This is a genomic window from Micromonospora sonneratiae, from assembly GCF_042679305.1.
GTDB lineage: Bacteria > Actinomycetota > Actinomycetes > Mycobacteriales > Micromonosporaceae > Micromonospora_H > Micromonospora_H sonneratiae.
Genome location: NZ_JBHTMP010000003.1, coordinates 31,433 through 54,342 on the forward strand (window position 1 = coordinate 31,433; position 22,910 = coordinate 54,342).

The 22,910-nt window shown below is 67.6% G+C and carries 16 protein-coding genes and 2 tRNA genes; 12 read left to right on the forward strand and 6 right to left on the reverse strand.

Annotation, left to right across the window (positions count from 1 at the left end; translation table 11 throughout):
* Nucleotides 1-29: 29 nt before the first annotated feature.
* Nucleotides 30-695 (reverse strand): SanA/YdcF family protein, encoded by a 666-nt coding sequence (locus ACFQ4H_RS03200; protein ID WP_377566739.1) that lies wholly within the window; start codon nt 693-695, stop codon nt 30-32.
* A 573-nt stretch (nt 696-1,268) separates the two neighbouring features.
* On the opposite strand from ACFQ4H_RS03200, the gene ACFQ4H_RS03205 reads away from it, so the two are divergent.
* From ACFQ4H_RS03205 to ACFQ4H_RS03225, 5 genes are all read left to right on the forward strand, one after another.
* Nucleotides 1,269-3,467, forward strand: a complete 2,199-nt coding sequence (locus ACFQ4H_RS03205) for a glycoside hydrolase domain-containing protein (RefSeq protein WP_377566740.1) — start codon at nt 1,269-1,271, stop codon at nt 3,465-3,467.
* 8 nt (nt 3,468-3,475) lie between these two features.
* On the forward strand, nt 3,476-4,138 hold the full coding sequence (locus ACFQ4H_RS03210; protein ID WP_377566742.1) for a hypothetical protein: 663 nt from the start codon (nt 3,476-3,478) through the stop codon (nt 4,136-4,138).
* Nucleotides 4,139-4,658: 520 nt separating this feature from the next.
* Entirely contained in the window at nt 4,659-7,496 is a 2,838-nt protein-coding gene (locus ACFQ4H_RS03215) for a PQQ-dependent sugar dehydrogenase (RefSeq protein WP_377566744.1), read from the forward strand.
* Nucleotides 7,497-7,574: 78 nt separating this feature from the next.
* Nucleotides 7,575-9,320 (forward strand): ThuA domain-containing protein, encoded by a 1,746-nt coding sequence (locus tag ACFQ4H_RS03220; RefSeq protein ID WP_377566746.1) that lies wholly within the window; start codon nt 7,575-7,577, stop codon nt 9,318-9,320.
* Between the two features lie 82 nt (nt 9,321-9,402).
* Complete coding sequence (locus tag ACFQ4H_RS03225) at nt 9,403-10,410, forward strand: sugar phosphate isomerase/epimerase family protein (RefSeq protein WP_377566748.1); 1,008 nt, start codon at nt 9,403-9,405, stop codon at nt 10,408-10,410.
* 239 nt (nt 10,411-10,649) lie between these two features.
* Here ACFQ4H_RS03225 and ACFQ4H_RS03230 read toward each other — a convergent pair whose 3' ends face one another.
* A complete protein-coding gene (locus ACFQ4H_RS03230; protein WP_377566750.1) occupies nt 10,650-10,970 on the reverse strand; it encodes a hypothetical protein in 321 nt (106 codons plus the stop codon).
* A 261-nt stretch (nt 10,971-11,231) separates the two neighbouring features.
* Here ACFQ4H_RS03230 and ACFQ4H_RS03235 point away from each other — a divergent pair.
* The 3 genes from ACFQ4H_RS03235 to ACFQ4H_RS03245 all read left to right on the forward strand — a co-directional run bounded on the left by ACFQ4H_RS03235 (nt 11,232) and on the right by ACFQ4H_RS03245 (nt 13,895).
* A tRNA-Asn gene (locus tag ACFQ4H_RS03235) sits at nt 11,232-11,304 on the forward strand.
* A 308-nt stretch (nt 11,305-11,612) separates the two neighbouring features.
* Nucleotides 11,613-13,736, forward strand: a complete 2,124-nt coding sequence (locus ACFQ4H_RS03240) for an MMPL family transporter (protein WP_377566752.1) — start codon at nt 11,613-11,615, stop codon at nt 13,734-13,736.
* Nucleotides 13,737-13,821: 85 nt separating this feature from the next.
* Nucleotides 13,822-13,895, forward strand: a tRNA-Ile gene (locus tag ACFQ4H_RS03245).
* 130 nt (nt 13,896-14,025) lie between these two features.
* On the opposite strand, the gene ACFQ4H_RS03250 is transcribed toward ACFQ4H_RS03245, so the two are convergent.
* Nucleotides 14,026-14,493, reverse strand: a complete 468-nt coding sequence (locus ACFQ4H_RS03250) for an SAM-dependent methyltransferase (RefSeq protein ID WP_377566754.1) — start codon at nt 14,491-14,493, stop codon at nt 14,026-14,028.
* 654 nt (nt 14,494-15,147) lie between these two features.
* On the opposite strand from ACFQ4H_RS03250, the gene rox reads away from it, so the two are divergent.
* On the forward strand, nt 15,148-16,590 hold the full coding sequence (gene rox, locus ACFQ4H_RS03255) for a rifampin monooxygenase (RefSeq protein WP_377567039.1): 1,443 nt from the start codon (nt 15,148-15,150) through the stop codon (nt 16,588-16,590).
* 121 nt (nt 16,591-16,711) lie between these two features.
* Here the strand turns inward: rox and ACFQ4H_RS03260 are convergent, their stop codons facing one another.
* Complete coding sequence (locus ACFQ4H_RS03260; protein WP_377566756.1) at nt 16,712-17,815, reverse strand: GNAT family N-acetyltransferase; 1,104 nt, start codon at nt 17,813-17,815, stop codon at nt 16,712-16,714.
* A gap of 56 nt (nt 17,816-17,871) precedes the next feature.
* On the opposite strand from ACFQ4H_RS03260, the gene ACFQ4H_RS03265 reads away from it, so the two are divergent.
* Entirely contained in the window at nt 17,872-18,321 is a 450-nt protein-coding gene (locus ACFQ4H_RS03265; protein ID WP_377566758.1) for a MarR family winged helix-turn-helix transcriptional regulator, read from the forward strand.
* Nucleotides 18,322-18,426: 105 nt separating this feature from the next.
* Here ACFQ4H_RS03265 and pdxR read toward each other — a convergent pair whose 3' ends face one another.
* Nucleotides 18,427-19,791: a MocR-like pyridoxine biosynthesis transcription factor PdxR gene (gene pdxR, locus ACFQ4H_RS03270; RefSeq protein ID WP_377566760.1), complete on the reverse strand. Its 1,365-nt coding sequence runs from the start codon at nt 19,789-19,791 to the stop codon at nt 18,427-18,429.
* 55 nt (nt 19,792-19,846) lie between these two features.
* On the opposite strand from pdxR, the gene ACFQ4H_RS03275 reads away from it, so the two are divergent.
* Nucleotides 19,847-20,803: a DMT family transporter gene (locus ACFQ4H_RS03275; protein WP_377566762.1), complete on the forward strand. Its 957-nt coding sequence runs from the start codon at nt 19,847-19,849 to the stop codon at nt 20,801-20,803.
* 198 nt (nt 20,804-21,001) lie between these two features.
* On the opposite strand, the gene ACFQ4H_RS03280 is transcribed toward ACFQ4H_RS03275, so the two are convergent.
* A complete protein-coding gene (locus ACFQ4H_RS03280) occupies nt 21,002-21,565 on the reverse strand; it encodes a TetR/AcrR family transcriptional regulator (protein WP_377566764.1) in 564 nt (187 codons plus the stop codon).
* A 114-nt stretch (nt 21,566-21,679) separates the two neighbouring features.
* Between ACFQ4H_RS03280 and ACFQ4H_RS03285 the strand changes: the two genes are divergently transcribed.
* Complete coding sequence (locus ACFQ4H_RS03285) at nt 21,680-22,465, forward strand: SDR family NAD(P)-dependent oxidoreductase (protein WP_377566766.1); 786 nt, start codon at nt 21,680-21,682, stop codon at nt 22,463-22,465.
* Nucleotides 22,466-22,910 lie beyond the last annotated feature (445 nt).

Consider the following 22,910-nt stretch of genomic DNA (forward strand, 5'->3'; position numbering starts at 1 on the left):
CTCCGGCCTCTCCAGTGGGACCCTGGACGTCACCGAATCGACGACAGTGCGTCTTCGATCTCCTGGTTCCGGGGCGATTCGACCGCCGGGGATCGGTGCCGTACTGCATCCCACGCGGCCTTGCCGCTGGCGAAGTAGTCGCGTACGGACTTTTCGACCAGCAGCGTGGAGGGGCAACCGGTACAGCGGGCGGTCACCCCGTCGGCGTCGACGCCCACCTGCCGACACAGCGTCACCGCCCGGGACAGGTGGTAGGCCTGGGTCACAACCAGCGCCCGGGTGAGGCCGTACACGTCACGTGCCCGGACACAGCTGTCGTAGGTGTCCAGCCCGAACGGGTCGGAAACGATCCGCTGCGGGTCGACACCGAGCTTCCCGGTCAGGTACGAGGTCATCGCTGCCGGCTCGTCGCCAGATGCGCCCTGGCCGTCCCCCGACAGTAGGATCACCCGGGCCCGCCCGCCGTGTACCAGTGCTGCGGCGGTCTCCAGGCGGCCGGCGAGCCGTACCGAAGGTTGCCGGTCCGGGGCCACCTCGGTGCCCAGGACGATGACGACGTCTGCACTCGGCGCATCGGCTTCGTCGTGCAGATGGCCGTACGCGGAGAGCTCCGTCCATAGCCAGGGGGTGCTGGCAAGGAGCAGGGTGACGACGCCGGCAGGGACCAGGCGACGCAGGCGCGGTCTGCGTCGCATCAAGCTGCGAGCCCGGTCGACTAGCCCGCCCAGCGGCGTCCGGCGAGAACCCTCGGTGCTCACTGCGTCGTCTTCCTCTCCCGACCAACAACGTCGGTCAACGTAGTAACGGCAGGTAGGGCCGTTGATCAGCGTGGTGGTGGCCAGATCCTGGGCAGCTCCGGTCACCCGACATCACGGGGGTGTGTACCTGGTGCGTGGCCAACGAGGTGGATCGGCTCGCTATCCACCTACGCGTCCTGACTGAACTGGATCGACGTCGGGTTCGCCGCTGTCCATGTTTCCGCAGGCAAGGATAGCGACCACCGCGACCACCCGACGCAGGATACGTCGTCGGGCGTGCGTGGCGTGGTGCCGCCCTGCCCAACAAATTGGCTATCGACTATTTGGTTGTGGGGTCCTATGATCTCCATATAGGACCGATGTGCGGCCGGTGTCAAAAACCGTGGGTTATGTTGCCCATTGGATAGGGCTACCGGGCCTTTATTGTTGGTCGATTCCGGTGGCGACCGCCTGAATCGGCTGTGACTGTACCGGGGTGCGACGGGTCATCCGTCTCGGCCGAGGCGTGCAGTGGACGAGAAATCCGAGCTGTCGGCGGAACGAGGAGTCATGTACGTTACGATTAACAGGCGGGCGACCTGGGCTCAATATGTGACCGAGGAACCGACGCCAGGGCACGCTGCTGCGGACCCGGAAGTGAGTGACAATCCCGACTGGAATCCGATCGGCGGGGTGTTCATCCACCACCGCGGCCCGACCGATCCCTTTGGCGGCGAGTACCCTACGGAAGAGGACTGTCGAAGGGATATCGCCTCCGTTTATGAGACCCACTGGCAGAGTCCTGACTTCGACGGTGACATTGGATACAACTTTTTGATCTGCCAACACGGTAACGTCTACGAGGGGCGTGGCTATCAACGCGGCGAAGCGAACTATCAAGGTTACATTGATGGCATCGGCCGCAACGCTGGTTTCTACTCCATCTGCGCCCTCATGCGTTCGAATCACACCGCCAATGAAGCCTTGCTGCGTGCCTATAGATCGCTTATTCAGCATCTACGCGAAGAAGCGCCCCTGAGGGCTGGGACAAGGATTGTTCCGCACTCCTTCGGATACGACACCGAGTGCCCTGGAAACCTTACGATGTACGCGCAGCCAGGTTCGACGATCGACCCGGCCGCACCGTGGCGTGGGATTGCGGACATCTACATCGCCGCAGCCCAGCGATTCGTCAACACCGCCTACCAGGACGCACCGGGCTATATCCGATGTCCCGAATACGGGTACACCGGTTGGTCGACGGTGCTGTCGCTCACCCAGGGCCTCCAACACGAACACGGGATATCTCCCACCGTCCAGAACTTCGGCCCCGGCACATTCAACGCGGTCAGGCAGCGGGAGACGCTGCCGAGCAGCGAGATCAATGCAAACCTGGTTCGCATCTACAATGGTGCTCTGTGGTGCAAGGGGTACTGGACTGCGACCACGCAGACGCTTTGGACCAGCGATTCGCAGGCTGCCCTGGAGCGACTCTACTCCGACGCCGGATTTGCGTATTCGAACTCGACCTTGCGTTACAAGGTGTGGCCGTACATCGTCAAGGGGCTGTTGCGGATGGACCAGTTCCGTCTGGTGCCCGGCGGTGACATCAACATCCAGAACTTCCAGAAGTGGCTCAACGCTCGCTATGTTGGCGACATCGGCATTCCTGCCATGAACCTGGTGCCCTGCGACGGCATCTACTCCCGTGATGTCCAGCAGGGGCTGATGATGGCCCTCCAGTACGAACTCGGCATCGCACCAGATGCCATCACCGGAAACTTCGGCCCCGGTACCCAGGCCGGGTTGAGGGGAGTAGGCTCCGGCTCACTCACCGGCAACCTGCGCCACATATTCCGCGCGGCGTGCTACTTCAACTCTCCCACCATGCTGCCGGGAAACCCCCAGGTGCCGTTGATGTACAACCCGAACGACATCGGTACCGACGCCCAGACCAGCACCCACCTGGAGTGGCTGCGGGCCTTCCAGCGTTTCTCGCAGATACCTGTGACGGGCACCAACGACTACACGACGTGGGCCCAACTGCTCGTTTCCTCTGGTGACACGTCCCGGCCCGCGACCGGCTGCGACTGCATCACCGAGATCACCGCCGCCCGTGCTGTTGCACTCAGGGACGCCGGCTACCAGATCGTCGGGCGCTACCTCGACGAGCACCTGCCCCCGACCGATCCGTACTTCCTCAACAAGGCCCTCAAGCCTGGCGAACCGCAGACCATCCTGGATGCCGGGCTCAAGTTCTTTCCGATTTTCCAGTACAACGGCACCCAACTGTTCAACTTCACCTACCAGAAGGGATTCGACCAGGCGCAGATAGCCCACCAGAAGTCCATCGAGTTCCGTATCCCGCCGGGCACCTGCATCTACTTCGCGGTCGACTACGACGCCACCGACGACGACATCGACGACAGCATCAAGCCCTACTTCCAGGGCGTCAAGGACGGTCTCGCCGCACTTGGGAACCGCTACACCTTTGGTGTGTACGGGTCCCGCAACGTGTGCAGTCGCGTCTCGCATGAGGTCGGTGCCAAGTGGTCGCTGGTCTCCGGCATGTCCTGGGGCTACTCCGGAAACCTCGGATTTCCGCTGCCGGAGAACTGGTCCTTCAACCAGATCAGAGAGTACGAATTCCAGCCGGGTTGGGGGCTGGACCATGACGTCTGGCGCCAGGGAGGCGACCCCGGCGTGTCCGCCCTCGTTACCGGTGAGTGAGGAATCCGATGATTACCAGACGCAGTCTTCTCGGCGCCACTGCCGGTGCCGGCGTGCTCGCCCTTGCACCGAGCACCGCAGCCTATGCAGCCGACAAGGGGACGGGCAGGTGGACCCGTGCCGTATCCGCCAACGGCTGGCGGATCGACCCCACCGCCATCGCCACGTACCGCGTCGCAGGGTCTGGGGCGTCCGTGGCCCTACGGCGGGGCCGCGCCGCTGCGGTGTTGCTGCACATCGCGCGTCGGTGGCACTACGAGATCGCCCCGCTCGACACCGGTGAGGGCGGCGGAATCACCGCGTACACCAGTCGGCGCACCGTCCGGGCGGACTTCGAGTCCAACTACCTGTCCGGCGCCGCCCTCGCCCTGCACCCCGCCGCCTATCCGCTCGGGGGCAGTGAGGGACTGTGGCCCCAGCAGGAGGTGATCGTGCGGGACATCCTCCTCGACTGCGAGGGCACGGTTGTCTGGGGCGGCGACCTCACCCCGACGAAGGTCTCGCACTTCCACCTCGTCGCTGGCCCCGGTAGCCGGGCCCTGGCCCGGGTTGCCGGTCGGTTGGACACCAGCCAGCACACCGAGTTCCGGACGCAGACCGCTGGCATGGTCGCGGACCCAATGACACCCGCACGGCGCGACAAGGCGCGCAGGCTCCCCCGACCGCGCTGACCCTGGTCACGCGGCCACCCGGAGGTGGTGGCCGGGGCCCGTCCCGGTGCTGGACGACGGTGGCGGACGTCCTGGGATACCCAGGACGTCCGCCACCGTTTGCTTTCCGCCACCGATGCTGCCGAGGAGGTACAGCGGCTGAAACCGGCGGAAGATGCGGCGACTGGAACGGGCAAGGGACACGGTGGCGGGGCTGGACTGTGGAGGCCGAAACCGCCTTCTTGCTGATTCGACGAAAGTTAATGTCGATCGTTCGAAAGGTATGGACACGTCGGCGGCAACCTCCTAGTGTCGTGCCCAACACGAACCTGTTTCGTCGATGTAACCGGCGGCGCGGTTAGCCCATCGACTGGTGACCTCCGAGCCCGGTGACCGCCCTACCCGGCGGTCGACGTCGCCTCGGCGGTCACGGCCGGCTGGCGAAAGGAGTTCCCAGCGGCCGGCACCCACCGTTACGGCATCCGGCGCGACGGCGCGCGCCCTGCCTGGCAACCCCCGGTCAGGAAGGGATGGCTCCACTGTGTCCACCACGACAATCCGAGCCGGTCGACGATGGCAGGCCAGCAGCGCAGCCCTGCTGCTGGTCACGGCCGCCGTCAGCACCGCGATCGGCACACCGGCCCCCGTCCAGGCGCATCCGATCAACGCGACCGACTTCCAGCAGGTCGAGCTGGCCCGAGGCGAGCCCGAGATGGGCGAGCCGATGTCGCTGGCCGTACTGCCCGATCGATCGGTCGTGCACACCGCCCGCAACGGCACGGTCCGGCGTACCGACGCGGCCGGCAACACGACCGTGATCGGCACCCTGCCGGTCTACACCCACGACGAGGAAGGGTTGCAGGGCGTCGGGGTCGACCCCAACTTCGCCACCAACCGGCACATCTACCTCTACTACGCGCCACCGCTGAACACCCCGGCCGGTGACGCCCCGGCCACCGGCACCGACTGGTCGGCCTGGCAGGGAGTGAACCGGCTGTCCCGGTTCACCCTCAACGCCGACCACACGATCAACATGGCCAGCCAGGTCAACGTGCTCGACGTACCGGCCGACCGGGGCATGTGCTGCCACGTCGGCGGGGACATCGACTTCGACGCCGCCGGCAACCTCTACCTCTCCACCGGCGACGACACCAACCCGTTCGACTCCGCCGGCTACGCGCCGATCGACGAGCGCACCAACCGCAACCCGGCGTACGACGCCCAACGCAGCTCCGGCAACACCAACGACCTGCGCGGCAAGATCCTTCGGATCAGGGTGAACGCCAACGGGACGTACTCGGTCCCGGCGGGCAACCTGTTCGCGCCCGGCACCGCCAACACCCGGCCGGAGATCTACGCGATGGGGTTCCGCAACCCGTTCCGGATGAGCGTGGACAGGGCCACCGGCATCGTCTACGTCGGCGACTACGGTCCGGACGCCGGCTCGACCGCCGCCGACCGGGGCCCCAGCGGACAGGTCGAGTTCAACCGGGTCACCTCACCGGGCAACTACGGCTGGCCGTACTGCACCGGTACGAACACCAGCGCCGAGACGTACAACGAGTGGACCTTCCCGAGTGGACCGTCGGGGGCCAAGTACAACTGCACCGGCGGACCGACCAACAACTCGTTCCGTAACACCGGGCAGACCGTCCTTCCCGCCGCCCGGCCCTCCTGGATCCGCTACGCCGGTGACGCCGGCTCACCGCCGGAGTTCGGTGGGGGATCCGAATCACCGATGGGCGGCCCGGTCTACCGCTACGACCCGGCGCTCAACTCGCCGACCAAGTTCCCGCAGTCCTTCGACGGGCAGTTCTTCGCCACGGAGTTCGGCCGGGGCTGGATCAAGCCGATCCACGTCAACGCCGACGGGACACCGGGCACGATCGACAGCTTCCCGTGGGTCGGCAAGCAGGTGATGGACTCGGCGTTCGGGCCGGACGGGGCGTACTACGTGCTCGACTACGGCACCGGCTACTTCAACGGCGACGAGAACTCGGCGCTCTACCGGTTCGACTACGTCGGTGGCGGCAACCGCGCACCGACCGCCGCCGCCTCGGCGAACCGGACCTCCGGTCCGGCCCCGCTGACCGTCACCTTCTCCTCGGCCGGCTCGTCCGACCCGGAGGGCGGGGCGTTGACGTACGCCTGGAACTTCGGCGACGGGACCGGTTCGACGGCGGCCAACCCGACGAAGACGTACAACGCAAACGGGAACTACACGGCGACGTTGACGGTGACCGACCCGCAGGGCGCCACCGGCAGCTCCAGCGTCACCATCACGGTCGGCAACACCGCCCCGACGGTCACGGTCGGCGCCCCCGGCAACGGACAGCTTTTCTCCTTCGGTGACACGGTGCCGTACCAGATCACCGTGACCGACCCGGAGGACGGTGTCATCGACTGTGCCAGGGTCAAGATGACCTACGTGCTGGGCCACGACAGTCACGGCCACCAGATCACCTCGAAGACCGGCTGCTCCGGCTCGATCACCATTCCGGTCGACGGTGAGCACGACGACGCGGCGAACATCTTCGCCATTTTCGACGCGGAGTACACCGACGGCGGTGGGCTGACCACCCACACCCAGCAGACCCTGCAACCCCGGCACCGGCAGGCCGAGCACTTCAGGACCTCGTCGGGCATCAACGTCTTCGACAAGACCCCGGCCGAGGGCGGCAAGACCGTCGGTGACATCCACAACGGCGACTGGATCGCGTTCGAGCCGTACCGGCTGGGCAACGCGACCTCGTTCACCGCGCGGGTGTCGTCGGCCGGAGTCGGCGGCACCCTACAGGTCCGGGCCGGATCGGCGACCGGTGCCGTGCTCGGCTCGGCCACCGTACCGGTGACCGGCGGCTGGGACGTCTTCACCGACGTCACCGGCTCGATCACGGGCGCGCCGGCCGGCACCACCACGCTCTACCTGACCTTCGCCGGCGGTGCCGGGGCCCTGTACGACGTGGACGCGTTCACCCTGCACACCGGCACCGGTCCGCGTACCGGTCCGGTCGTTGGCTTGGCCGGTAAGTGTCTGGATGTGGCGGGTGCGGCCACGGCGGACGGTACGAAGGTGCAGCTCTACACGTGTAACGGTACGAATGCGCAGCAGTGGACGGTGACGCCGGGTAGCACGGTCAAGGCGTTGGGGAAGTGTCTTGACGTGTCGGCCGGTGGTACCGCCGATGGCACGAGGGTGCAGTTGTGGACGTGTAACGGTAGCGGGGCGCAGAACTGGATGCCGCAGGCCAACGGCACGGTGGTCAATCCGCAGTCCGGTAGGTGTCTGGACGTCTCCGGTAACAACTCCGCCGACGGCACCCAGGTCCACATCTGGACCTGCCACACCGGCGCCAACCAGAAGTGGACTCTGCCCTGATGTAGGGAAGGGCCCCTTCCCGTCGCTTTCCGACCTCTGGAAGGGGCCCTTCCCAACCACCACCATAGGAGAGCACCCATGCGTAGACTCCTCCTCCGCCCGGTCCTCGCCGCAGCCACCACGACCCTGGCCGCGCTCGCCTGCACCACGCCCGCCGGCCCGGCCACCGCTGGCCCGGCTACCGATGGCAGCCACCCGGCCATCGCCGCTGACGTTCCGTACGACGTGCTGGTCTTCTCCAAGACCGCCGGATTCCGGCACGATTCGATCGCTGTCGGTACCCAGGCCATCCGGGACCTCGGTGCGGCGAACAGTTTCACCGTCACCGCCACCGAGGACGCCGCCGCGTTCACCACCGGCAACATCGCCCAGTACGAGGCGGTCGTCTTCCTCAACACCACCGGCGACGTGCTCAACGCCAGCCAGCAGAGCGCGTTCGAGTCGTACGTCCGGGGCGGTGGCGGGTACGTCGGCATCCACGCCGCCGCCGACACCGAGTACGACTGGCCGTTCTACGGCAACCTGGTCGGGGCGTACTTCGCCTCGCATCCGGCCATCCAGCAGGCCAACGTCAAGGCAGTCGACCGGGGGCATGCGGCCACCGCCCACCTGCCGCAGACCTGGACCCGCACCGACGAGTGGTACAACTACCGCACGAACGCCCGGTCCACGGCACGCGTGTTGACCACGCTCGACGAGTCGTCGTACTCGGGTGGCGGAATGGGGGCGGACCACCCACACACCTGGTGCAAGCCGTACGAGGGTGGCCGGTCGTTCTACACCGGCGGCGGTCACACCCAGCAGTCGTACGCCGAGCCGGCCTTCCGGGCGCACCTGCTCGGCGGCATCCGGTACGCGGCCGGCCGGACGAAGGCCGACTGCCGGCCCGAGTCCGGCTACACCACCCTCTACAACGGTTCGACGAGTGGCTGGTCCCAGGCCGGGCCGGGCAGCTTCACCAACTCGGACGCCACGCTGACGTCGGTCGGCGGGATGGGCCTCTACTGGTACAGCGCGCGGGAGTTCACGTCGTACTCGCTGAAGTTGGACTGGAAGCTGGCCGGCGACGACAACACCGGGGTCTTCATCGGCTTCCCGCCGTCGACCGACCCGTGGTCGGCGGTGAACAACGGCTACGAGGTCCAGATCGACGCCACCGACGCGCCGGACCGGACCACCGGCGCGGTCTATACCTTCAAGTCGGCGGACATCGCCGCCCGGGACGCGGTACTGAACCCGCCGGGGGAGTGGAACACCTACGAGCTGCTCGTCGAGGGGGAGCGGCTCCAGGTCCTCCTCAACGGGGTGAAGATCAACGACTTCACCAACACCGACCCGGCGCGGTCGCTGGCGGGTCACATCGGCATCCAGAACCACGGCGACGGCGACGACGCGTCGTTCCGCAACATCCGGATCAAGGACCTGACCACCCCGCCCGGTCCGCGTACCGGTCCGGTCGTCGGGTTGGCCGGTAAGTGTCTGGATGTGGCGGGTGCGGCCACGGCGGACGGTACGAAGGTGCAGCTCTACACGTGTAACGGTACGAATGCGCAGCAGTGGACGGTGACGCCGGGTAGCACGGTCAAGGCGTTGGGGAAGTGTCTTGACGTGTCGGCCGGTGGTACCGCCGATGGTACGAAGGTGCAGTTGTGGACGTGTAACGGTAGCGGGGCGCAGAACTGGATGCCGCAGGCCAACGGCACGGTGGTCAATCCGCAGTCCGGTAGGTGTCTGGACGTCTCCGGTAACAACTCCGCCGACGGCACCCAGGTCCACATCTGGACCTGCCACACCGGCGCCAACCAGAAGTGGACGCTGCCGTAGGACGGCGCGGTTGGGAAGGGCCCTTTTCCAGGCAGAAAGCGATGAGAAGGGGCCCTTCCTTTCAGTAGGGAGGGAGAGGAACATGGCGCGACCCGTCACGCTGTTCACCGGCCAGTGGGCCGACCTACCGTTCGAGGAGGTGTGTCGGCTGGCCTCCGAGTGGGGCTACGACGGTCTGGAGATCGCCTGCTGGGGCGACCACTTCGAGGTCGACAGGGCACTCGCCGACGAGTCGTACGTCGACCGCAAGCGGGAGACCCTGGCGAAGTACAACCTCCAGGTCTTCGCGATCTCCAATCACCTGGTCGGCCAGGCGGTCTGCGACCACCCCATCGACGAACGGCACCAGGGCATCCTGCCGGCCCGGATCTGGGGTGACGGGGAACCCGAGGGGGTACGCCAGCGGGCGGCTGCGGAGATCAGGGACACCGCCCGGGCGGCGGCGAAGCTCGGCGTACGGACCGTCGTCGGCTTCACCGGCTCGTCGATCTGGCACACCCTGGCCATGTTCCCACCGGTCCCGCCCTCCATGATCGAAAAGGGGTACCAGGACTTCGCCGACCGGTGGAACCCGATCCTCGACGTCTTCGACGAGGTGGGCGTACGGTTCGCCCACGAGGTGCACCCCAGCGAGATCGCGTACGACTACTGGACCACCAAGCGGACCCTGGAGGCGATCGGCCACCGGCCGGCGTTCGGGCTGAACTGGGATCCGTCGCACTTCGTCTGGCAGGAACTCGACCCGGTCAACTTCATCCTGGAGTTCGCCGACCGGATCTACCACGTCGACTGCAAGGACGCGAAGGTGCGTACGGGGGATGGGCGGCGGGGCCGGTTGGCCTCCCACCTGCCCTGGGCCGACCTGCGGCGCGGCTGGGACTTCGTCTCCACCGGGCACGGTGACGTGCCGTGGGAGGACTGCTTCCGGGCGCTCAACGCCATCGGGTACGACGGACCGGTCTCCATCGAGTGGGAGGACGCCGGCATGGACCGTCTGGTCGGCGCACCCGAGGCGCTGCAGTTCGTCCGTCGGCTGGCCTTCGATGCGCCGGCGGCGGCCTTCGACGCCGCCTTCGCCAGCGGCGACTGACGCAACCCGACATCCGGATCGCCCGCAACCCGACATCCGGGTCGCCCGCAGCCCGACATCCGGATCGCCCGCAGCCCGGCATCCGGGTGACCCGTAGTCGGGCATCCGGGTCGCCGGCACGAGGGCGGACCGGTCAGGTGATGACCGGTCCGCCCTCAGCGTCTTGACCACGCCTCAGCCACGGCCGGGGCGTCTTGACCATGCCTCAGCCACGGCCGGGGCGGGGCCGGTAACTCCGGTCAGTGGCGGGTGTCCACCGACGTCAGCTCCGCCGGGCTGCTGCCGTTGGCGGCGGTGCCGGCAGTGCCGGCGGTACTCGCGGTGCTGTTGCCGTTGACGTGTAGCTTCTCGCCCAGCCGGGTCTGGCTCAGCTTGTCCCTGCCCTCGGTGTAGAGCCGGGTGGCCTGGGCCTGGGCGACCCCGGCCGCCTCCTGCACCGTCGGGTGGTCGAGGACCTGCCGGCCCTTGACCAGCAGCTTGTCGTACGTCTCGCGGCCCGCGCGGGCGCCCAGGACGAAGCCCGCGGCCAGCCCGCCGATGAACCACAGCTTTCCGCGCATGGCGGCTCCTTTCGTGCCTGACGCGCTGTCGCCCACCGGAGGTCCCGGTGTGCCACCGTGTCGCGCCTACGTCGTTTGTCCCCGGATACATACCCATCCTCCTCGAAGGGCACGCCTGGGAGGAGCGGCATCGCATTTTGCCCCGATATCTGACTGGGCGATTTTGCGGACGGAACCCGGTAGCGAACTACCCCCCGGAGTCCTGTACTCTTGTCCCGTCGCCAGGTGCGGGAGAGATCCAACGCCTGGTGATGAGCGCGATCCCCCGTAGCTCAATTGGCAGAGCAGCCGGCTGTTAACCGGCAGGTTTTTGGTTCGAGTCCAAACGGGGGAGCTCCTCTTCGAGATCTTCAAGCCCGCCAGATTGACCGGCGGGCTTTTTGCGGCACCGATCATCGGCACCCGGGACAGGGCGAGCCGAACTGGCGCCTGCCGACTGACGCTGAGTCTTCAGCCCGCTACTCCATGCCTCCATCCTGGTCGGCGCAGCCCTCTTTCGAGGTCGGCACTCATCCGACCTGTCGGCTACCGGTAGATTCTGCACGCCCAGCTCAGCCCGTCCCACGGTCCGACCGGGCCGTCGGAGTGTCCACCCGGACACCCCGCCCCCTGTGCAGCCTCGATCCCGGAACGGGTGGGTGAATGGCCGTGACACGCAGCCGGATTGCCGTGCTGACCGCTGTCGTCGTGGTGCTCGGTTGGCTGGGCATCAGCGCGATCGCCGGTCCGTACGCCGGCAAACTCAGCCAGGTCGCCACCAACGACAACGTGGCGTTCCTGCCCGCCGACGCGGAAGCCACCCGGGCCCAGGAACTCGCCGCCGGGTTCGTCGACCGGGAGTCCGTACCCGCATTGGTGGTCTACGAGCGGACCAGCGGCATCACCGAGCCCGACCGGCAGCGGGTGGCCGCCAACGCCGCCGAATTCGCCCGACTGCCCGGGGTCGTCGCGCCGCTGCCACCGGTCATTCCCAGCGACGACGGACAGGCACTCCAGGTGATCGTGCCGGTCGACAGCGGGGAGAGCCAGGAGGTCCGGGCCGTGATCGGGGAGTTGCGCCGCATCGCCGGGACCGGGAGCGACGGCCTCACCGTCCACGTCAGCGGCCCGGCCGGACTGCTGGCCGACCTGATTGAGGTGTTCTCCTCGATCGACGGGCCACTGCTACTGGTCACGCTGGTCGTGGTGCTGGTCATCCTGCTGGTGGTCTACCGCAGCCCGGTGCTGTGGATTATCCCGCTGCTGGCCGCTGCCACGTCGTACGCCGTCTCCGCCTTCGCCGTCTACCACCTCGCGGATGCGGGGGTCGTCAAGCTCAACGGGCAGGCCCAGGGCATCCTCACCGTACTGGTCTTCGGTGCCGGCACCGACTACGCGCTGCTGCTCATCGCCCGCTACCGGGAGGAACTACGCCGCCACGAGCGAACGGTGGACGCGATGAAGGTCGCCTGGCGGGGCGCCGCGCCGGCCATCATCGCCTCCGGTGGCACAGTGATCGTGAGCCTGCTCTGCCTCCTGCTGTCCAGCCTCAACTCCAACCGGTCACTCGGCCCGGTCTCCGCGATCGGCATCGCCGCCACGCTGCTGGTGATGCTCACCTTCCTACCGGCGATGCTGCTGCTCGGTGGCCGGCGGGTGTTCTGGCCGCGTACCCCGCATCACGACGTGGCGGAGGCAGCCGATCCGGCCGAGACCGCCAGCCGTGGCTGGCACCGCATCGCCGGTTTCGTCGCCCGGCGGTCCCGGATGGTCTGGCTGGCCACCGCTGGTGGGCTGGCCGTACTCGCCCTCGGACTGACCCAGCTCGGCGTCACCGATCTTGGCCAGTCGGACCAGTTCACCAAGCAGACCGACTCGGCGGCCGGGCAGGAGGTGATCACCCGGCACTATCCGGGTGGGCTGGGCAGCCCGGTGACCGTCTTCGCCTCGGCTGACAAGATCGCCCCGGTGACCGAGGTGGTGCGTGGCGTCCCGGGGATCGCCCAGGTCAGCCCGGTGTCGGCGAACGGGGCCCCGACCGGACGGCCCGGCACCGACGCCACGCCGCGCGTCGTCGACGGCCGGATCCAGCTACAGGCGACCCTGTCCGCCGCCCCGGACAGCGAGGCCGCCGAGCGGACCGTACGGCAACTGCGCCAAGCGGTGCACGCCGTACCCGGGGCGAACGCCGTCGTGGGTGGCTTCACCGCGACCAACGTGGATACCAGCGACGCCTCCACCCGGGACCGGAACGTGATCATTCCGACCGTGCTCGTGGTGATCGCGATCATCCTGGCCCTCCTGCTGCGCTCGCTGCTGGCCCCGGTACTGCTGATCGCCACCGTCGTGCTGTCCTTCTTCGCCACGCTGGGCCTCTGCGCCATCCTGTTCCGGTACGTCTTCGGATTCGCCGGGATGGACACGTCCTTCCCGCTCTTCGCCTTCGTGTTCCTCGTGGCGCTCGGCATCGACTACAACATCTTCCTGATGAGCCGGGTACGCGAGGAAGCCGTCAAACGCGGCACCCGGGCCGGGGTACTGCGCGGACTGGTGGTCACCGGTGGTGTGATCACCTCGGCTGGCGTGGTGCTGGCCGCGACGTTCTCGGCGTTGGCCGTACTCCCGCTGGTGGTGCTGGTCGAACTCGGCGTCGCGGTTGCGGTGGGCGTGCTGCTGGACACCATCGTCGTACGCTCGCTGCTGGTGCCCGCCCTGTCGTACGACATCGGCCCGCCGCTGTGGTGGCCGAGCCGGCTGTCCCGCAACAGCCACGCCGACCCGGGGTGAGTGCGGTCCCAAGATCCGGGCACGCCGGGCTGGCCCAACGGAGGCGACGCGGAAGCGGTACGTGCGTTAGGCTTTCGCCCGGCGAGGGGCGGTAGCTCAGCAGGTTAGAGCAGTCGACTCATAATCGATCGGTCACGGGTTCGAGTCCCGTCCGCCCCACCGACAGCGTATGAGTTGGGAAAACGTGAAACCGCATGGGCGGTACGCGAACAGCTTTAGTGAGATGCGCTGTGACCTGGGGAAACGTGGGTTTCCGGGTGGTGTGGCTGGCACCCGCCAGGACCTCGCCTTACGGCTGGAAGTACTCCGACATCAGGCGACTGACCCATTCCGGCTGCTTGACGTTCTCCGGTAGGAACTCCGCCATCGCTGGCTTCAGGTCGATGACCGGGGTGCCCGAGACCGCGTCGAGGCCGACCACCGTCAGTTCGCGGCCGTGGACGGATTCGATGGCGCAGCACGTCACCCCGATGCGGTTCGGTCTGCGAGGGCCGCGGCCAGCGAACACGCCAACGGGCGGGAGGTCGGGACGGCCGCGGTAGGGACGGGGCTCGCGGTAATCGCCGCGTTCCGGGAACTGGTCGAAAATGAAGAGGATCTCCACGTGGGAGAAGTCCTCCAGACCCTGGAGGCACGCATCGCCGAAGCGCTCGTCAATGGTGATCGTGCTGAGGACGGCACCCCAGTTGTCCGTATTCTGAACATCCGTCCTGTCGTTCCGGACGGTACCTATCGGGGTGATCTCGAAGCTGAGCATGATTCCTTCCACGTCCGTACGAGTGTCGGGCCGTCGGCACCGTCCTTGATCATGCCGTGACGAGCCGGGAGGCCACATCCGGAGGATCGGCAGTACTGCTGTGTGGCAACCGGTTACCCGACGAACAAAAGCACGCTGATTGTCAGCATCACCACGGCGTCTCCACCGCCCCTATTGCTACCAGGCCCGAATTGCCCTGTACGCCCACCCGGAACCCGAGCTCATCGCACACATCCGGAACCTCGCCGTCCGACTCACCGACGCCGTCCACTGACCCCCTCCAACGCAGCGCGTGTGCCGAGGACTTTCACGAGGACCGTGACTGTCCGACCGGGCTGGCCTGGTGTGTTGGTTGGCGGCAGGCTGTGCAGTGTTACAGCCAGCCGTGCGGTGAAAGTGCTGACTTGCGCGTCGACGCACACGACGTTCGTCAGGCGTCGTTCGTCCGCATCGGAGACGAGAGGTGCGAAGAACGCAACTCCCTCCACTCTCAACATATATCGCAATGGGGGCCTTGCGGCAAGACCCGGGTTATGTCGCAGAATTCTCCGGCCAAGGCCAGGACCTGCGGGAAAAGGGATTCGAGAGGTGTGCCTGCGCGTGGATACGCCGCTGAACCGTACGAAGCAGGTGGCCCAGAACAATGGGGGATTCATGCTCGACGTGATCGTTGCCGGGGGCGGACCGACCGGCTTGATGCTGGCCAGTGAGTTACGGCTGCACGGTGTGTCCGTGCTCGTGCTGGAGCGGGAGACCGCGCCGACCGGGCACGTCCGCGCGCTCGGCCTGCACGTGCGCAGCATCGAGCTGATGGACCAGCGGGGCCTGCTGGAGCGGTTCCTCGCAAACGGCCAGCAGTACGCGGTCGCCGGTTTCTTCGCCGGTATCGAAAAGCCGTGGCCGGACCGGCTGGACACCGCACACTCGTACGTTCTCGGCATCCCGCAGCCGGTCACCGAGCGCCTGCTGGCCGAGCGGGCCGCCGAACTCGGCGTCGAGATCCGGCGTGGCTGCGAACTGGTCGGGCTGAGCCAGGACGACCAGGGGGTGACGGTCGAGCTGGCCGACGGCACACCACTGCGCTCGCGTTACCTGGTCGGCTGCGACGGCGGCCGTAGCACCGTTCGCAAGCTGCTCGGTGTCGGCTTCCCTGGTGAGCCCAGCAGGGTGGAGACGCTGCTGGGTGAGATGGAGGTGGCGGTCCCGCCGGAGACGGTGGCGGCCGTGGTGGCCGAAGTCCGTAGGACCCAGAAGCGGTTCGGTGTCGGGCCCTTCGGGGACGGGGTGTACCGGGTTGTCGTGCCCGCCGAAGGGGTAGCTGAGGATCGCGCGGTCCCGCCGACCCTGGAGGAGTTCAAACAGCAGTTGCGAGCGTACGCCGGCACCGACTTCGGCGTGCACTCACCGCGCTGGCTGTCCCGCTTCGGCGATGCCACCCGGTTGGCCGAGCGTTACCGTACGAGGCGGGTGCTGCTGGCCGGCGATGCGGCGCACATCCACCCGCCGACCGGTGGGCAGGGGCTCAACCTCGGCATCCAGGACGCGGTCAACCTCGGCTGGAAACTGGCCGCCGAGGTCGCCGGCTGGGCACCGGAGGGGCTGCTCGACAGCTATCACGCCGAGCGGCATCCGGTGGCCGCCGCCGTACTGGACAACACCCGGGCGCAGATCGAGCTGCTGTCCGTCGAGCCGGGGCCGCAGGCGGTACGCCGGTTGCTGTCGGAACTGATGGACTTCGAGGAGGTGAACCGGTACCTGATCGAGAAGATCACCGCAATCGGGGTCCGCTACGACTTCGGCGAGGGGCATGAACTGCTCGGCCGGCGGCTGCGGGACGTGCGGCTCAAGCGGGGGCGGCTCTACGAGCTGACCCACGGCGGTCGGGGACTGCTGCTCGACCAGACCGGCCAGCTTTCGGTGGCGGGCTGGGCGGATCGGATCGACCACGTCGTCGACGTCAGTGAGGAACTGGACGTGCCCGCCGTACTGCTGCGACCGGACGGGCACGTCGCGTGGGCCGGTGACGACCAGCAGGATCTGCTCCACCAGCTGCCCCGGTGGTTCGGTGTCGCCGACAAGGAAGCTGTCAAAGGCTGATCGTCAGTTCTTGGATCAGGGGGCCGGTCGGAGTGAACCGGTAACGCAGGTCGACCGTTCCGCCGGGAGCCCGCAGCCCCTGCTGATAGAGCCCGCAGCCCTTTCTGACAGCGGAGTTGGGTCACCTGACGGAGGCGGCCGGTTGCCGCTGTTTGGTGAGGTGGACGGTGCCAGCCGGGGTGCCTTCACCGTGGTTGAGGGTGTAGCCGGCGCGTTCGTACAACTTGATGTTGCGCGTGCTGCGGTGGCCGGTGAACAGTTCGTAGCGCGCGGTCTTCTGGGGGGCCTGCTGTTCGACGTATGAGAGGAGCCAGGAACCGATGCCGTTCCCGGCCTGGTCGGGAGCCACCATGAGGCGACCGATCAGCCACGCACCCTCATTTGCCCGGGCTCGGACCGCTGCGACGAGGCGTCCGTGTCGGCGTACGCACCACAGCTGCCAGGTCGACATTGATTCGCGTAGCTCGTCGAGGGTTTCCCGGAGCGGCGGCAGGTCGAGGGTGTCGTTCGCGAGGGCCTCCTGCACCCAGCAGCACCGCTGAAGCACGAGCAGTTCGGCGAGGTCGTCAGGCTGGGCTACGGTCAGCCTGAGTCCGTCGACCGGCCCGGTAATGCCGGTGACTTCGCTGTCGGGTTCGGTGCGTAGGGACCGCATCGCTGAGGCTACCCGGGTCAGCTCCAGCAGCATTCGGCGAGCGCCTTCATCGAGTCCTGCGGATTGAAGTACCTGCCCGTCGTGGATGCTGTCGGCGATGCGTAGGGCGACGGTGGCGCCGATGGGCATCATCTTCAGGGTGGTGACGACCTGCTTGGCCATCTGTACCGAGCGGGTGCCGGCCGAGGTGTTGCCGTAGCTGACGAACGCTACCGGCTTCCACGCCCACTCGTGGTAGAGGAAGTCGAAGGCGTTCTTCAATGCCGCCGGCATGCCGTAGTTGTACTCGGGTGTCACCACGACGAATGCGTCAGCTGCGGCAACCCGTCGGCTCCACGCGCGGGTGTGCTCGTGTGCGTAGATGCCGCTGGAGGGATGCTCGGGCTCGTCGAGCAGCGGCAGTCCGATGTCGGCCAGGTCCGCGATGTCGAGAGTGACCCCGCCGGCCGTGGCTGCCGGAAGGGCTGCCTGGACGAACCAGTCGGCGATTGCCGGTCCCAGCCGTCCGGGGCGGGTGCTTGCGACGATGACCAGCACGTGCAGTGGAGAACTCGATGCGTTTGATGACATGTCACAGACTTTAGCGGACGCTTCTGTGACGTGTCAACGAGGTGTAGTGTGACCGGGTGGACACTGCCTGGCTGAGTGAGGATGAGGAACACGCGTGGCGCGCTTTCCGGCGCCTGCTGATAGCGCTGCCGGCACGGTTCAGCCGGGACCTGGCCCGCGACTCAGGGCTGTCACCGGCTGACTACGAGGTGCTGAGCACGCTGTCGGAGAAGCCGAACCGGCGGTGGGCGCTCAAGGACCTCGCCGCCAAGATGGAGTGGTCGCGCAGTCGACTGTCCCACCACGCGGCCCGCATGCAGGCCCGGGGACTCGTCGACAAGGAGCCCGATCCGCAGGACGCGCGAGGCTGCATCCTGCACCTGACCGACGACGGCTTCAGGGTGCTGGATGAAGCCGCCCCGCACCATGTCGTTTCCGTACGAGCGCGCTTCCTCGATCATCTGAGTCCCGACGAGCTCGCGGTGCTGGCCAAAATCTCGACCCGGATCGCCGACCTACCTGACTGATGCTGCGTCGAGACCCGGCATCCGCCGCGCCGGGCGCTGCAGGAGCCGGGCGAGCGGGTTGAGCCGACAGATCGTTCGCCACGATCCGGGTGTAGGTGCGTTGGGTCAGACGAACGTCGCGAGCGTGGCGGTGGCCGTGGTGAGTTCGTCGGGCGTGTGTGCCGCGTAGCCGAGGACGAGGCCGGGCGGACCGTCGGTCAGTCGGCACGCCGACAGTGCGAGCGGTCCCAGGCCCGCTCGGCTCGCGGCAGCCGTGACAGCGGCGTCATCGGTCCCGGCTGGCAGTTCGAGCACCAGGTGCAGCCCGGCAGCTACGCCATGGACGGGCATTCCAGGTAGATGCGTGGCCAATGCCGCGACCAGGGCGTCCCGCCGGGTTCGGTACGCCCGCCGGGCTCGTCGCAGGTGCCGGTCGTATCCGCCGCTGCCCAGCAGGTTGGCGAAGGCATGCTGTTCGAGCACCGGACCACCGAGGTCGATGGTCTGCTTCTGTGCGCGTACTGCCGCCAGATGTGTCCCCGGCGCGGACAGCCAGCCGAGGCGAAGAGCGGGAGCCAGCGCCTTACTCGCTGATCCGATGGAGATGGTGACGTCCGGGGCGACGCCCTGCAGGCAACCGACCGGGTCGCGGTCGTAGCGGAACTCGGCGTCGTAGTCGTCCTCGATGATGATGCCGCCGCTGTGGCGGGCCCAGGCGATCAGCTCGGCGCGGCGGGTGGGTGAGAGGACGACGCCGGTCGGGAACTGGTGGGCGGGTGTGACCACGACGGCGCGGGCGGCGGTGCGGGCGAGCGCGGCGACGTCGAGGCCCTCCGCGTCGACCGGGACAGGCAGCACCGTGAGGGCGTTTGCCAGCTGCTCACGGATACCTCGGCTTCCCGGGTCCTCGATCGCGACCGCACGGTGGCCGGCAGCGTGCAGAGTTCGGCCGAGCAGGGCGAAGGCCTGCGCAGCGCCGGCGGTCAGTAGCAGGTCCGCGGCGGTGAGCCGGGCCGCGCGTACCCGGCGCAGATAGGCTGCGAGTTGCTCGCGGACATTTGCCGGGCCTGCCGGATCGCCGTAGTCCAGGTCCGCGTCGCGCATTGTCGCCAATACCTGCTCGTACGCGCGGCGCCACGTGACCCGCGGAAACAGCCCGAGGTCGGGGACGCCCGGCCGCAACGGCCGCAATCCCACCGGGACGAACGAATCTTGCGGTGTGGCGCTTCGCGGATGGCCTGCCAACGTGACGGTCGTGCCTGACCCGCGCCGCCCGGTCAGCCATCCCTCGGCGATCAGCTGCTCGTAGGCCTCCACGACGACGCCGCGCGACACGCCGAGCTCGGTGGCGAGGTCGCGGCTCGATGGCAGGCGTGTGCCGGCCGTCAGCCGCTCCTGCTCGATCGCCGTACGCAATGCTGCTGTCAGCCGGCCGGCAACGCCGCGGCCGGTTCGATCGAACGGGATGAGCGCCTCCAAGTGGTCCTCCAACTCGTCACTTGATTGGCCCTGATTCGCAGACCAATCGCAGTCTACGGTCGAGATCATGAAGTTCTCCAACCGTGCGGCGTACGCGCTGTGCATCCTCGGCATGGTCATCGTGGGCAGTTCGGTGGCGGTGAGCCGGCTCGTCACCGACTATCCGATGTTGACCGGACAGGCCCTGCGGTACGCCGTCGCCGCCGTCCTGCTGTTCGGCGTTGCCCGATTCTTCCCTGCACCAGCACGTACCCGGCCCACCCGGCGAGACCTGGTGATGCTGGTGGCGCTCGGCGTGATCGGGCTGGCCACGTTCAACGCCTGTGTGCTCATCGGACTGCGGCACGCCGAACCAGCCGTCATCGGCACCGCAATCGGAGCCGCCCCGCTGATCCTCGCCCTGCTCGGACCGCTGCTGGCGAGACGTCGACCCGCGACCCGCCTGGTCGCCGCGTCCGCCGTGGTCGTCGCAGGCACCGCCCTGGTCGAAGGTTTCGGCCGGACCGACGCCATTGGCTTGGCGGCTGCACTGGGAGCGCTTGCCTGCGAGGCGGCGTTCTCCATGCTCGCCGCGCCCCTGCTGCCCGGTCTCGGCGCAGTACGCGTTTCGGCCTACAGTTGCCTGCTCGCGGTCCCGCTGCTGGTGATCGGCGCGGTCATCGTAGGTGAACCCGCTGCGTGGCGGTTGCCCACGGGGGTCGAAACGCTGGGGCTGGCATACCTGGCCGTCTTCGTGACGGTGGTGGCGTTCGTCGCCTGGTTCCTGGGACTGCAGCAGTTGGGCGTGGAACGAGCGGGTGTCCTCGTCGGCGTCCTACCCCTGGCCACGCTGAGCACCACGTCTGTCATGGACGGACAACTCCCCGGGCTGGGCGCGACGCTGGGCATCCTCGTGGTGGCGGCCGGACTGGCCCTGCCCCATTTCCGCGTGACCCGGAAGCCTCGCCGGCGCGTTGGTCAAGAACTGAAGGTCTCGGTCGGCGGCCGTAGCGTCTACCGGTCCGTGCATGGCGGTACGGCTTGATCAGCGGCCCACCGGTCGTTGCGGACGATCCTCCGTGCTTGATCATGTAGCCCGATGTGGTCGGAACGGGCCATCGGAACAGGCCATCGGAACAGGCCATCGGATCAGGCCATCGGATCAGGCCATCGGAACCGCCCTTTCTCGCCGAGCAGCACCCGAAGCTCGTCGGGTCGTTCGTGATCAAGTGCGAGTTGGCAGTCAGCCGATGCCATGGAAGAGGGTGTCGAGGATTCGGGCGGCCGACACGTCCGGATCCCCACCGCCCGCTGGGCCATGCACCGTCTCGTTGATCAGCGCAAGGTAGACCTGCCGGGCCCAGGTCAGGTCGACGCCCTCCCGGATGTCGCTGGCCTGTTGCGCCCGCCGGAGTACCTGATCGCAGGCGGTGAAGACGGCGTCCTGTAGGCGCGCGATCTCGTCGTTGCTGGCGGGCTGCCCCAGTGCGAACGTCCAGCCCGACTTGATGGCGAGGATGGTGGCCGTCGCCTGGTGCAGGGCCACTCGCGGCGGCGCGGTGGCCGGCCGGGCGCTCTCGACCGCCTCGGCGATCTGCCGCCACGCGGACTCCGCCAAAGCGGCCAGCAGCGCGTCGCGGCTGGCAAAGCGCCGGTGGATCGTCGTTCGCGCCACCCCGGCAGCCTCGGCGATCTGTTCCAGGGTTGCCGACGGATTCTCCTTGAGCACCCGCTCGGCAGCCTCCAGGATGGTCCGCACGCTGCGTTCGGCGTCCGCGCGAAGCCGACGCCCACTTGCCATCTTCATGGCAAAGATGCTACATCGCGACACCGCTGATCGGCATATCTGCAACACCGAGTTGCGGTTAACCGTAGTAATGGCTACATTCAGTCGCAGTAAATCTTCCCGATGGGAGTTCTCATGGCACGCCCCACCGCCCTCATCACCGGCGCCTCCTCCGGCATCGGCGCCGCATTCGCCCGCCGGCTTGCCGCCGACGGCCACGACCTGGTCCTCATCGCCCGATCCGTGGCTCCCATGGAGGAACTCGCCGCACAGCTCCGGCAGGCCCACGGCGTACGCGTGGAGGTGCTCAGCAAGGACCTGACCCAACCCGCAGCCACCACTCAGATCGTGCGAGAACTCGCCGACCGCAACGTGACGATCGATCTACTGGTCAACAACGCGGGCTTCGGCACCTGCGGCCGGTTCGAGGAGATCGACGGCGACCGCGACCACGACCAGTTGATGGTCAACGTGGTGGCGCTGACCGACCTCACACACGCGCTCGTACCGCACATGCTGCACCGCGGCGGCGGAGCGGTCATCAACGTCGCCTCGACCGCCGCATTCCAGCCCGCTGCCTACTTCGCGGTCTACAGCGCGGCCAAGGCGTACGTGCTCAACTTCAGCCTCGCGCTGTGGAGCGAGTACCGCGACCGCGGGGTCAAAGTGCTCGCGCTGTGCCCCGGGCCGGTCGAAACGCCCTTCTTCGACGTCATCGGCACCCGCAACGCCGCCATCAACGGTCGGATGGTGACTCCGGAAGTGGTCGTGAACAGGGCGGTCAAGGCGCTGGAACGCAACCGCGGCTACGTCGTGCCCGACATGAGCAACTTCGTCAGCGCCCATCTGCAGCCGCGCCGCCCCCGCAAACTGCTGGCGAGTGTCAGCAAGCTGTTCACTCGCCGGGTTCTGGCCGCCTGAACGGCCCGACACAGCGGTGGAGCCGGCCGGAAAATCCGGCAGCGAGCCACGGCTGACGACCGATCAGATTGCGCCCCTGGGAACTGCGGACACCACCAGGTGCGGGGTGGGGTGCCAATGTGCGGGCCCGAGAGCGCTGAACTGCCGGGCGTGATCCGGTTGAAGTCGGGAATGCAGCCCTCGGCGGGCTGACGCACATAGCTGAACTGGGGCCGGGGTCAGCGCACGCGCTCAACTCTTCTCGAGGCGGTTGCCGAGTTCGGCGGCCCCTGTGTCTCATCGTCGGATCCGAGGATGAGACACAGGGGCGTGCGTGCGCCAGGGCCCGGTCCAGGTCGGCGGCGAACTTCTCAGCCTCGAAGTTGTCGCGAACTGACCGAGCAGGTCCTTCTCGCTCGCTGGCCCGGAGAGATCCGCGGATGTCGGACAGCGCCATCGGCGAGCC

Excerpts from the sequence above, each read along its gene's own strand:
- ACFQ4H_RS03200 (WP_377566739.1), bottom strand. The coding sequence starts at position 695 with ATGCGACGCAGACCGCGCCTGCGTCGCCTGGTCCCTGCCGGCGTCGTC.
- ACFQ4H_RS03210 (WP_377566742.1), top strand. The coding sequence starts at position 3,476 with ATGATTACCAGACGCAGTCTTCTCGGCGCCACTGCCGGTGCCGGCGTG.
- ACFQ4H_RS03220 (WP_377566746.1), top strand. The coding sequence starts at position 7,575 with ATGCGTAGACTCCTCCTCCGCCCGGTCCTCGCCGCAGCCACCACGACC.
- ACFQ4H_RS03225 (WP_377566748.1), top strand. The coding sequence starts at position 9,403 with ATGGCGCGACCCGTCACGCTGTTCACCGGCCAGTGGGCCGACCTACCG.
- ACFQ4H_RS03230 (WP_377566750.1), bottom strand. The coding sequence starts at position 10,970 with ATGCGCGGAAAGCTGTGGTTCATCGGCGGGCTGGCCGCGGGCTTCGTC.
- ACFQ4H_RS03240 (WP_377566752.1), top strand. The coding sequence starts at position 11,613 with ATGGCCGTGACACGCAGCCGGATTGCCGTGCTGACCGCTGTCGTCGTG.
- ACFQ4H_RS03250 (WP_377566754.1), bottom strand. The coding sequence starts at position 14,493 with ATGCTCAGCTTCGAGATCACCCCGATAGGTACCGTCCGGAACGACAGG.
- rox (WP_377567039.1), top strand. The coding sequence starts at position 15,148 with ATGCTCGACGTGATCGTTGCCGGGGGCGGACCGACCGGCTTGATGCTG.
- ACFQ4H_RS03260 (WP_377566756.1), bottom strand. The coding sequence starts at position 17,815 with ATGTCATCAAACGCATCGAGTTCTCCACTGCACGTGCTGGTCATCGTC.
- ACFQ4H_RS03275 (WP_377566762.1), top strand. The coding sequence starts at position 19,847 with ATGAAGTTCTCCAACCGTGCGGCGTACGCGCTGTGCATCCTCGGCATG.
- ACFQ4H_RS03280 (WP_377566764.1), bottom strand. The coding sequence starts at position 21,565 with ATGAAGATGGCAAGTGGGCGTCGGCTTCGCGCGGACGCCGAACGCAGC.
- ACFQ4H_RS03285 (WP_377566766.1), top strand. The coding sequence starts at position 21,680 with ATGGCACGCCCCACCGCCCTCATCACCGGCGCCTCCTCCGGCATCGGC.